This is a genomic window from uncultured Amaricoccus sp., from assembly GCF_937891315.1.
Classification (GTDB): domain Bacteria; phylum Pseudomonadota; class Alphaproteobacteria; order Rhodobacterales; family Rhodobacteraceae; genus Amaricoccus.
Genome location: NZ_CALAGI010000059.1, coordinates 1 through 9,702, shown reverse-complemented (window position 1 = coordinate 9,702; position 9,702 = coordinate 1). Strand labels below are relative to the sequence as shown.

General features: G+C 68.4%; 12 protein-coding genes and 2 tRNA genes. 8 read left to right on the top strand and 6 right to left on the bottom strand.

Features of this window, described 5'->3' with window-relative positions:
- Positions 1 to 154 (bottom strand): ATP-dependent Clp protease proteolytic subunit (locus Q0480_RS05150; protein ID WP_299131285.1); only part of this gene is annotated, 154 nt, incomplete at its 3' end.
- A gap of 31 nt (positions 155 to 185) precedes the next feature.
- On the opposite strand from Q0480_RS05150, the gene Q0480_RS05145 reads away from it, so the two are divergent.
- Both Q0480_RS05145 and Q0480_RS05140 read left to right on the top strand, forming a co-directional pair.
- A complete protein-coding gene (locus Q0480_RS05145) occupies positions 186 to 1,532 on the top strand; it encodes a recombinase family protein (RefSeq protein WP_366940820.1) in 1,347 nt (448 codons plus the stop codon).
- Positions 1,529 to 1,672, top strand: a complete 144-nt coding sequence (locus Q0480_RS05140; protein WP_299131283.1) for a hypothetical protein — start codon at positions 1,529 to 1,531, stop codon at positions 1,670 to 1,672. Before Q0480_RS05145 ends, Q0480_RS05140 begins: the two co-directional genes overlap by 4 nt.
- Positions 1,673 to 1,951: 279 nt before the next feature.
- On the opposite strand, the gene Q0480_RS05135 is transcribed toward Q0480_RS05140, so the two are convergent.
- Together Q0480_RS05135 and Q0480_RS05130 are read right to left on the bottom strand one after the other, a co-directional pair.
- Positions 1,952 to 2,026: transfer RNA gene (locus Q0480_RS05135), tRNA-Lys, on the bottom strand.
- Positions 2,027 to 2,045: 19 nt separating this feature from the next.
- Positions 2,046 to 2,121: transfer RNA gene (locus tag Q0480_RS05130), tRNA-Lys, on the bottom strand.
- Positions 2,122 to 2,305: 184 nt separating this feature from the next.
- Between Q0480_RS05130 and dapF the strand changes: the two genes are divergently transcribed.
- From dapF to Q0480_RS05110, 4 genes are all read left to right on the top strand, one after another.
- A complete protein-coding gene (gene dapF / locus Q0480_RS05125; RefSeq protein WP_299131282.1) occupies positions 2,306 to 3,145 on the top strand; it encodes a diaminopimelate epimerase in 840 nt (279 codons plus the stop codon).
- Complete coding sequence (mtaB, locus tag Q0480_RS05120; protein WP_299131281.1) at positions 3,142 to 4,410, top strand: tRNA (N(6)-L-threonylcarbamoyladenosine(37)-C(2))-methylthiotransferase MtaB; 1,269 nt, start codon at positions 3,142 to 3,144, stop codon at positions 4,408 to 4,410. Before dapF ends, mtaB begins: the two co-directional genes overlap by 4 nt.
- 114 nt (positions 4,411 to 4,524) lie before the next feature.
- A complete protein-coding gene (locus Q0480_RS05115; RefSeq protein WP_299131280.1) occupies positions 4,525 to 4,824 on the top strand; it encodes a hypothetical protein in 300 nt (99 codons plus the stop codon).
- Positions 4,821 to 5,435, top strand: a complete 615-nt coding sequence (locus tag Q0480_RS05110; protein ID WP_299131279.1) for a glutathione S-transferase — start codon at positions 4,821 to 4,823, stop codon at positions 5,433 to 5,435. Before Q0480_RS05115 ends, Q0480_RS05110 begins: the two co-directional genes overlap by 4 nt.
- Positions 5,436 to 5,844: 409 nt before the next feature.
- Here the strand turns inward: Q0480_RS05110 and Q0480_RS05105 are convergent, their stop codons facing one another.
- The 3 genes from Q0480_RS05105 to puuE are packed head-to-tail and all read right to left on the bottom strand — an operon-like array spanning position 5,845 to position 8,653.
- Positions 5,845 to 6,351 carry an ureidoglycolate lyase gene (locus Q0480_RS05105; protein ID WP_299131278.1) on the bottom strand — a complete coding sequence of 169 codons (507 nt, stop codon included), beginning with the start codon at positions 6,349 to 6,351 and terminating at the stop codon, positions 5,845 to 5,847.
- Positions 6,348 to 7,241, bottom strand: coding sequence for a bifunctional allantoicase/(S)-ureidoglycine aminohydrolase (locus Q0480_RS05100; RefSeq protein ID WP_299131277.1), 894 nt, complete (start codon positions 7,239 to 7,241; stop codon positions 6,348 to 6,350). Before Q0480_RS05100 ends, Q0480_RS05105 begins: the two co-directional genes overlap by 4 nt.
- Positions 7,238 to 8,653 carry an allantoinase PuuE gene (gene puuE, locus Q0480_RS05095; protein ID WP_299131276.1) on the bottom strand — a complete coding sequence of 472 codons (1,416 nt, stop codon included), beginning with the start codon at positions 8,651 to 8,653 and terminating at the stop codon, positions 7,238 to 7,240. The genes Q0480_RS05100 and puuE overlap by 4 nt, the downstream gene beginning before the upstream one ends.
- Before the next feature lie 171 nt (positions 8,654 to 8,824).
- Here puuE and uraH point away from each other — a divergent pair, with 171 nt between their 5' ends.
- Positions 8,825 to 9,190 (top strand): hydroxyisourate hydrolase, encoded by a 366-nt coding sequence (gene uraH / locus Q0480_RS05090; protein ID WP_299131275.1) that lies wholly within the window; start codon positions 8,825 to 8,827, stop codon positions 9,188 to 9,190.
- Between the two features lie 157 nt (positions 9,191 to 9,347).
- A partial coding sequence (locus Q0480_RS05085; RefSeq protein ID WP_299131274.1) for a BrnA antitoxin family protein occupies positions 9,348 to 9,702 on the top strand: 355 nt, incomplete at its 3' end.

Sequence of the window (9,702 nt, the reverse complement as noted above, 5' to 3'; positions counted from 1 at the left end):
CCAGCGTCGACATGCCGTCCTCTACCGGACCGGTAAGAAAGATGATGCGCTCTTTCAGCAGTCGCGAGAAAATGTCGTAGGCGCGTTCGCCGCGATTGGTCTGCTCGACGACCATCGGCACGAGGTTCATGTAGGTTTCAACGGGATCGCGCATGGGTCACCTTGAGTGATGCTGGGAAAGACTGATGCCAAGTGAGGCTGTCGCACAGATATGGGTCAAATCACCGGCGGCAAGCCCGGATCATTGCTCCCCTACCACACGCCAGTTCAAGCTGATTCGGAACCGCAGGCCTAGCGACGGAAAGCCGCCGCCCGGCCGGATTTGCCGTTCATCCTTAATGCCAACCTATCGCAATCAGGCGGCCGTCTTGTCGTCTTCCTCTTCCTTGAAGAGATCCTCGCGCGTGACCTTCGTCTCGGTCACGCAGTCCTTCAACACGACGACATCCATGGGCCGGCTGACCCTGAACATCCTGCTCAGCTTCGCGCAGTTCGAGCGCGAGGTCACGGCCGAGCGCATCCGGGACAAGATCGCCGCCTCCAAGAAGAAAGGCATGTGGATGGGCGGCGCGGTGCCCTTCGGCTACCGCGTCGAAGCGCGCAAGCTGGTGCCGCGTCCCGAGGAAGCGGCGCGGGTGCGCGCGCTCTTCGAGCGCTACCTTGCCCTCGGCACGGTGCCGAAGCTCCAGGTCGAGCTGGAGCGCGGCGGGCAGCGCTCGCCCGTCCGGGTCAGTGCCGACGGCAAGCGCTCGGGCGGGGCGGTGTTCTCCCGGGGCAATCTCTACGCGCTGCTGACCAATCCGCTGGTGATCGGCCGCGTCCGGCACAAGGATCAGGTGTATGCCGGACAGCCTCCGGCCATTGTCGAGACGGCGCTCTGGGACCAGGTCCAGACGCGGCTGACGGCGAACCGCGTCACCCGCTCGGACCAGCCGACCGGCGATATCACCAGTCCGCTGGCCGGGCGGCTGTTCGATCCCGATGGAAATCCGATGCGCCCGAGCCACGCCAACAATGGCAAGCGCCGCTATCGCTACTACGTCTCGCGCGACCTCATCGAGAAGACCGTCGGCGCCGGAGCCAAGGGATGGCGCATCCCGGCCGCGGAGATCGAGGCAGTGCTCGCGCGCGCCGTCGTCGCCCGGATCGAGGATCCGGCGTTTGTCAGCGCGGCGCTCGGGCATGGCGATGGTGACCCATCGCTGGGCGCGCGCGCCATCGCCGCGCTGCGCGGGATCGCGGCCGACCTGCGCGCGCCCGGGACCGCCTCGGGCCGCGCCACGCTGCGCCGCGTCACCCGACGCATCGATCTCGGGGAGCATCGGCTGCGCGCCGAGATCGACCTCGGCGCGGAAAGGACCATCGATGGCGCCGACGGCCTCGCGGGCATCACGCACCTGAACCTCGATCAACCGATCGCCGTCAAGCGCCGGGGCAAGGCGCTTCGGCTGGTCCTGGCGGGCGCTTCGGCCGAGCGGAGCAGCCCCGACGCGCCAGGCATGGCATCGATCCCGGCGACGTCTCGCGCGTGATCCAGCTCGCGTTTCTCGCGCCAACGCTCGTCGAGAGCATTCTCGACGGAACTCAGCCCGCCGCGCTGACCGCGACCCGATTGAAGCGCATGGGCGATCTGCCTTTGCTCTGGGACGCGCAGGCCGCCGCCCTCGCCTGACCCGCCTCGCGTGATTCATCCAGGTCTTGAGACTGCGAGGTTCGCGGGGCTCGTGTGAGCTCATCGAGCCGGCGTCGCCTCGCAAGCGGGTCCGTTTGCCAGCATCCGGATTATCTTGGATTTCGCCTGAGGCGCCGGTCGCGCCTTGCGCGGACAGGCCCGGGAACTGACCGAAAGCCGCGGAAAACTGGTCTCAGCCGGAGAGGCATCCGGCTAACCCACCGAAGTCGCGCCACTATCTTGGCGCTACCTGCTGGATCGGAGTTTCGCTGGATGTTGTGGTGGGCTCGGAGAGATTCGAACTCTCGGCCAATTGATTAAGAGTCAACTGCTCTACCGCTGAGCTACGAGCCCCAACAACAACCGTCCAGCCTGGTGAGCCCGGCGGGATTCGAACCCACGACCCACTGATTAAAAGTCAGTTGCTCTACCGACTGAGCTACGGGCCCTTAGGCTGCGGGGACGTTTAGGAGCCGTTCGCAGCGCGGTCAAGCAGGATTCTAAACCGGCGCGTCCAATGTGGTCCGCGCCGCGCCGTTCGCATATATAGCGCGAATGGCGCACGATTCTCAACAGTCAGGGGACTCTCGACCGACGCGGGGCGATGGCGGGGCCGGCCTCCGGTTCCTGAAGATGCACGGGCTCGGCAACGACTTCGTGGTCATCGACGCGCGCGGCGCGGGCGACCCGGTATCCCCGGCGCTGGCCCGCGCGATCGGCAACCGCAATCGCGGGGTCGGCTTCGACCAACTCGCGGTGATCCGCGACGGCGGCGTGGTCGAGGGGCGGAGCGTCGCCGCGTCGGTCGATTTCTGGAACGCCGACGGCACGCCGGCCGACGCCTGCGGCAATGCCACCCGCTGCGTCGCGCGGCTGCTGATGGCCGAGGCGGGCACGGACGGCCTCGATCTGCGCACCGGACGCGGGGTGCTGCGGGCCGAGGATGCCGGGAACGGCCTGACCCGCGTCAACATGGGTCAGCCCCGGCTGACCTGGGACGGCGTGCCGCTGTCGCGCCAGATGGAGCTCGACGAGATCCCGCTGCCGGGGCGACCCGGCGCGGTCGGCATGGGCAATCCGCATTGCGTCTTCGTGGTGGCGGACGCCGAGGCGGTGGATCTGGCCGAGGTCGGGCCCCGCGTCGAGCATGACCCGCTTTTTCCCCAACGCACCAATGTCGAGTTCGTGCATGTGATCGATCGGGGCACCATCCGCATGCGGGTCTGGGAGCGCGGCGGGATGATCACTCAGGCCTGCGGCTCCGGCGCCTGCGCGGCGGCGGTGGTAACGGCGCGGCGCGGCCTGACCGAGCGCGCGGTGACGGTCCGCCTCGACGGCGGCGACCTGCTGATCGACTGGCGCGCGGACGGGGTCTGGATGACCGGCCCGACCGCGCTGGTGTTCGAGGGCCGGCTTTCCGCCGATTTCATGGGCGTGGACGGTGCCGGCTCGAACGGGGCGAGGGTGCGATGAACGCGCCCGCCAAGCCCCCGGTCTTCGCCACGCTTGGCTGTCGGCTCAATGCCTACGAGACCGAGGCGATGCGCGACCTCGCGCGCGGCGCGGGGATCGAGGAGGGGCTCGTCGTCGTCAATACCTGCGCCGTCACCGCCGAGGCGGTGCGTCAGGCGCGCCAGCGGATCCGCAAGCTCCGCCGCGACAATCCCGAGGCGCGGATCGTCGTCACCGGCTGCGCCGCCCAGACCGAGCCCGGCCGCTTCGCCGGCATGGAGGAGGTCGATCAGGTGCTCGGCAACGGCGAGAAGCTGCGGCCCGAGGTCTGGGACCGACTCGCCGCCGGGCAGGCGGCGCGGGTCGAGGTCGGCGACATCATGGCCGAGCGGCGCACCGCCGCGCCGATCGTCGATGGGCTCGGCACTCGGGCGCGGGCCTATGTGCAGGTGCAGAACGGCTGCGACCATCGCTGTACCTTCTGCGTGATCCCCTATGGCCGGGGCAATTCGCGCAGCGTGCCGGCGGCGACCGTGGTCGAGCAGATCGCGCGACTGGTCGACAAGGGCTTCAACGAAGTGGTGCTGACCGGCGTCGATCTGACGAGCTGGGGCGCCGATCTCGAGGGCGCGCCGCGGCTCGGCGACCTGGTGGCCGAGGTCCTGCGCCGGGTGCCCGACCTGCCGCGGCTCAGGATCAGCTCGATCGACTCGATCGAGGCGGATCCCCGGCTGATGGAGACGATCGCCACCGAACCGCGGCTGATGCCGCATCTGCATCTGTCGCTGCAGGCCGGCGACGACCTGATCCTGAAGCGGATGAAGCGGCGACATCTGCGCGCCGATGCCATCGCCTTTTGCCGCGAGGCGCGGGCGGCGCGGCCGGAGATCGTGTTCGGCGCCGACATCATCGCCGGCTTTCCGACCGAGACCGAGGCGATGTTTCAGAATTCGCTGCGGCTGGTCGAGGAATGTGGCCTCACCTGGCTGCATGTCTTTCCCTACAGCGCGCGCGCCGGCACGCCGGCGGCGCGGATGCCGCAGGTCGATGGCGCCGTGGCGCGGGAGCGCGCCGCGCGTCTCCGCGCGGCCGGCGCGGAGCGGGTCGTGGCGCATCTGGCCGAGATGCGCGGCCGGCCGGCGAAGTTGCTGATGGAGCGGCCCGATATCGGCCGGACCGAAGGCTTCGCCCCCACCCGCCTCGCCACCCCGGCCGCGCCGGGCAGTATCGTGACCGCCCGTATCGTCGGGCATGAAGCCGGCCAGCTGCTGGCCGAGGCGGTCTGAGGCATCGACGCCGGATTGCCACGCTCGGAAGTGTTCGACGAAGCGAGGCTTTGCGCGGGCGGATTCCTGACTATATCATCGCGGCAGGAACCCGCCGCCGGAGGACACGTCCGCATGCCCGCCCCGATCGCCCTCACCCCCCTCGCCTGGATGGCCGTGCGCTATGGCACGGTGGCGGCGCTGGCGCTGATCGCCGCGCGGAACCGGGCGTCCCATCCGAAGGACCCGGCGCATGACGCCGTGCTCGACGACCTGCCGGAGGGCATTCGCGCCAAACCACACCGGGCGGAGGCCGAGAGCGGGTTGCATGGCGACGGCCGGGTGCGGCGGGTATTCAGGCTGCGGCCGGGCGGTCCCGGCATCGAGCTCGAGGCCGCGGGCGTCGGAAGGCTGCGCGTGCGCCGGGTGGAATGATGCTCCGCCTCTACCATTCACCAACCTCGCCCTTCGTGCGGATGGTGACGGTCACGCTGCATGAGACCGGACTGATCGACAAGGTGGCGCTGGTGCCGTCGGGCGGCACGCCGCTCGATCCCGGGACCAATCCGGTCAATCGCAACCCGCTCGGCAAGATCCCGACGCTGGAACGCCCCGACGGTCCGGCGCTCTATGACAGCCGGGTGATCTGTCGCTACCTCGTCGATCTCGCGGGGGGTGGGCTGTATCCGCCGGCGCCGCGGCTCTGGGAGACGCTGACACTGGAGGCGACGGGCCACGGCATCGCCGAGGCGGCGGTGCTCGCTCTCTATGAAACCCGCCTGCGCCCGGAAGAATTCCGGTTCGCGCCGTGGGTCGAGGGGCAATGGTCCAAGGTCGCCCATGCGCTCGACGCACTCGAGGGCCGCTGGATGTCGCACCTCGCCGCCCCGCTCGACTGCGGCCAGATCGCGGTTGGCTGCGCGCTTGGCTATCTCGATTTCCGCTTCGCCGACCGGAACTGGCGCGCCGGACGACCGGCGCTGGCCGTCTGGGAGGCCCGCTTCGCCGCGCGGCCGTCGATGGAGGCGACCCGCCCGGTCGGGTAGCGCGCCTGTCGGGCGGCGATCCTGACCCAGCCGGTGGACGAGACGCGGCGCGGTGCGATCCGGTTCGGAAGCTGATCCGAAAGCGCGTCTCCCGATCCTCGAATCCGTCGTTGCCGCGCCGCAGCATTTTTATCGCCATTGCGAATGACCTCTGGACATTTCGCAGGCGCGATATATTATCCGGGGTGTCGCGATGGTGACAAGGTCCGCGCCTATGAATATCCGACCCTGGCACGCCGATGCCGGGAGCGGGGGAGCCGATATCGCGGCGCCTGTACATGAGTGGTCGGCAGGTTCTCGGTTGGTTGTACTTGGTCAAGTTGTACGTGTCTGGCTCGTAAGTCTATCCGAGACTTTCGGTGTCGAAAGCGCGGTCTGAGGGGAGAGGGGCCTTTTCTTCAGACCGCCGCTATTCGAAGCCCGTTATTCGCCACGGGGCGGAATAGACATATTCTTCCAGATTGACCTCCGCGCCCGCGACCCGGTCGATGATCAGGAACGGCGCCGCGCGCCCGAGCGGGGTCAGCACACCATGCCAGACGGCGCGCAGGTAGTTCACCCCCTGCCCCGGCGTCGTCAGGAACGCCCGGGGCCGTCCCGGCACGCCACCTTCATCCGGCGCGACGATCACGAGGAACGGATCCTCGGTCATCGGCACGAAGGCCTGGCTGCCATAGGGATGCCGCTCCACCAGGGTGAGGTCGAGCGGCAGCGGATAGGGCCGCCCGTAGCCGACGCTGATCCCGAGACGCGGCGCCGTCCCCGCCAGCTCGACGCGGGCGAGATCGTGAAACCGGTCGCACATTCCGCCATTGATCTGAAAACTCGGCGTCCCCCGCGCCTCGATGACGTCGCCGAACGGTCGGAACGCCTCGGCGGTCAGCGGCTCGACGACGAGGTCGCGCGCGAGGTTCATCGTCCGGCCAGCATGCCGCGGCCGGCCAGCCGCGGATGGCGGTTCACGTCCTTGTAAAGCAGGTAGCGGAAGCGCCCCGGGCCGCCAGCGTAGCAGCCCTGCGGGCAGAAGGCGCGCAGCCACATGAAATCGCCCGCCTCGACCTCCACCCAGTCGCGGTTGAGCTTGTAGATGCCCTTGCCCTCCAGGACGTAGAGGCCGTGCTCCATCACGTGGGTCTCGGTGAACGGGATCTCGGCGCCCGGGTGCAGATTGACGATGGTCACATGCATGTCCATGCGCATGTCGTCGTGATCGAAGAACCGGGTGGTCGTCCAGCGGCCCTCGGTGTCGGGCATCGGCGTGTTCTTGATCGCCCGCTCGTTGCCGATGATCGGGTCGGGCAGGCCGAGGCCCTCCACCGGCTCGTAGGCCTTGCGGATCCAGTGGAACCGCGCCGGCTCGGCGCCGGTGTTGCGGACCGTCCAGACCACGCCCGGCGGGATGAAGGCGAAGCCGCCGGGCTCCATCTCGTGCGTCCCGCCCGCCAGGGTCAGTGTCAGGCCGCCCTGCAGGACGAAGAGGCAGCCCTCCGCCCCGGGGTCGAGCTCCGGCCGGTCGCTGCCGCCGCCGGGCAACACCTCCATGATGTATTGCGAGAAGGTCTCGGAGAAGCCGGACATCGGCCGGGCGATGATCCAGGCGCGGCTCCCCTCCCAGAAAGGCAGCGCGCTGGTCACGATATCGGTCATCACCCCGCGCGGGATGAAGGCATAGGCCTCGGTGAAGACGGCGCGGCCGGACAGCAGTTCGTGCTGACCGGGAAGGCCGCCCCAAGGCGCCCAATAGCGCGGCAGCGACTTCGAGGGGGTGTCCTTCACGGGCATGTCGGTCACGGACGCGTCCTTCATGGCAGCATTTCCTTCAATCGCAGGAGCGCGATACGTTCCACCTGGGCGCAGGCGGTGGCGAACTCGGTCGCGCGGTCGTTGCGGATGCGATGGCGGAACGCCGCCAGGATATCCGACTTGCCGAGCCCCCGCACCGCGATGATGAAGGGGAAGCCGAAGCGCGCGACATAGGCGTCGTTGAGCTCGGTGAAGGTCGCCCGTTCCGCGTCGGTCAGCGAATCGAGTCCCGCGCCCGCCTGTTCCGCCGTTGATTCCGGCGTCAGCCGGTTCGCCGCCGCCAGTTTGCCGGCAAGATCGGGATGCGCGGTCAGCACGCCCAACCGCTCCGCCTCGCTGGCCGAGCGGAACATCCGCGCCAGCGCGTTGTGCAGGCCGACCGCCGTGTCATGCGCGGGCCCGAGTTCCAGTTCCCAGGCGCGTTCGGCGATCCAGGGCGAATGCTCGAAAACGCCGCCATAGCGCGCGACGAACGCGTCTCGCGGCAGGGTCGTCGGCCGCGGGGCCTGCGCCGGGGCCGGATGCCGTGCGCGCCAGTGCCGGGCGATGTCGATCCGCTTCGCGATCCAGACCTTGTCATGTCCGAGTACATAATCAATGAATCGCGCGAGCCCGGCGGCGCGGCCCGGCCGGCCGACCAGCCGGCAATGCAGTCCGACCGAGAACATCTTCGGCCGCCCCGCCGCGCCCTCGGCAAGGAGCATGTCGAAGCTGTCCTTGAGATAGAGATAGAAATCCTCTCCGGTCGAGAACGTCCCGGCCGAGAAGCGCATGTCGTTGGTCTCGAGCGAATAGGGCACGATCAGCTGCTGGCGCCCGTCATGTTCCCGCCAATAGGGCAGGTCGTCGTCATAAGTATCCGATATATAGTCGAAAATCCCTGCCTCGGAGGCGAGATCGACGGTGTTGATCGAGGTCCGCCCGGTGTACCAGCCGCGCGGCGCCTCGCCGACCACCTCGGTATGCAGGCGGATCGCCTCGGCCATGTCGGCGGCCTCGGCGGCGCGGTCGTAGTCGCGGTAGTCGATCCATTTCAACCCGTGGCTCGCGATCTCCCAGCCCGCGTCCTTCATCGCGGCGAGTTGCACCGGCGAGCGCGCCAGCGCGCTGGCCACGCCATACACCGTCAGCGGCACGCCGCGCCCGACGAACAGGTCGCGCAGCCGCCAGAAGCCGGCGCGCGCGCCATATTCATAGACCGATTCCATGTTCCAGTGCCGCTTGCCCGGCCAGGGTTGGGCGCCCGGTATCTCGCTGAGGAAGGCCTCGGAGCCGGCGTCGCCGTGCAACAGGCAGTTCTCGCCGCCCTCCTCGTAGTTCAGCACGAATTGCACGGCGATGTTGGCGCCGCCGGGCCAGTCGGCGGCGGGCGGCTCGCCGCCGTAGCCCTGGGTGTTCCTCGGATATCGCGACAACCGCACGTCCCTCCTGACTCGCCGCTCCGCCTTCGCCGGCGCGGCCCTCACTTCACTCTAGGGGAGATGAATCGCCTTGCCTTTCAAAATCTTCTTGAAAGAATTCCGGTGGCTCCCGGCTGGTGCGCGGCCGCGCCGGGAGGCAAGGACAGGAAAGCGACCGGAGGACCGATGAGCGAAACGGCGGGATATCTGACGACCCATGTGCTGGACGCGGCCCGGGGCTGCCCGGCGGCGGGGATGCGCATCGATCTCTACCGGATCGAGGGGGAATCGCGGTCGCTGACACATTCGGTGGTGACCAACGCCGACGGCCGCACCGATGCGCCGGTGATCGGCAAGGGCCGGATGGCGGCGGGCGTCTGGGAGTTGCTGTTCCACGCCGGGGACTATCTCGACGCCAGCGGCGCGCCGGGGGAAAGCCCGCGGTTTCTCGACCGGATCCCGATCCGCTTCGGCATCGCCGATCTGGAGGCGCATTATCATGTGCCGCTGCTGCTGGCGCCGTACAGTTATTCGACCTATCGCGGAAGTTAGGGCGGCGGGGGATTAACCCGTTCGGATCGCTCGGAAATCTTCATGCGCATCGCATGTGCGAAGCATGTGCGACGCATGCGCATGATTTTCGCGGCTTCGCGGATGGTTAACGCGGATGTGGCAGGATGGCGGTTTTCACCGGACCGGATTGCCCGCGATGACCAATGACCGCAAACGCACCAAGCTCGAGGAGCGCGCCTATGCCCGCGCCGTCCGCGAATTGCACGAGCTCGAGGAATGGAGCCGCCAGCGCAAGCTGCGCGAGGCGCATGTGCCCGAGGAATGGTACCGCATCGAGCGCGAGGTGCCGGTGCGGGCGAAGAAGGCGCGGGTCACGGCGGCCTTCGACGCCGATCTGGTGCGCTGGTACCAGAGCCTCGGCCACGGCTATCAGGCGCGGATGAACCGGGTGCTGCGGACCTACATGCTGCTGGTGATCTCGAAGGAGATCCGGGGGCTAGGATCTGTGGACACTTACCGTATCCAGAGTACGATAGCGGCGATGGTGACGA

What these genes read in the sequence shown, in the direction of transcription:
- dapF (WP_299131282.1), top strand. Translation starts at nt 2,306, where the DNA reads ATGCACGGGCTCGGCAACGACTTCGTGGTCATCGACGCGCGCGGCGCG.
- Q0480_RS05100 (WP_299131277.1), bottom strand. Translation starts at nt 7,241, where the DNA reads ATGAAGGACGCGTCCGTGACCGACATGCCCGTGAAGGACACCCCCTCG.
- Q0480_RS05145 (WP_366940820.1), top strand. Translation starts at nt 186, where the DNA reads ATGCCAAGTGAGGCTGTCGCACAGATATGGGTCAAATCACCGGCGGCA.
- Q0480_RS05115 (WP_299131280.1), top strand. Translation starts at nt 4,525, where the DNA reads ATGCCCGCCCCGATCGCCCTCACCCCCCTCGCCTGGATGGCCGTGCGC.
- Q0480_RS05110 (WP_299131279.1), top strand. Translation starts at nt 4,821, where the DNA reads ATGATGCTCCGCCTCTACCATTCACCAACCTCGCCCTTCGTGCGGATG.
- Q0480_RS05105 (WP_299131278.1), bottom strand. Translation starts at nt 6,351, where the DNA reads ATGAACCTCGCGCGCGACCTCGTCGTCGAGCCGCTGACCGCCGAGGCG.
- uraH (WP_299131275.1), top strand. Translation starts at nt 8,825, where the DNA reads ATGAGCGAAACGGCGGGATATCTGACGACCCATGTGCTGGACGCGGCC.
- mtaB (WP_299131281.1), top strand. Translation starts at nt 3,142, where the DNA reads ATGAACGCGCCCGCCAAGCCCCCGGTCTTCGCCACGCTTGGCTGTCGG.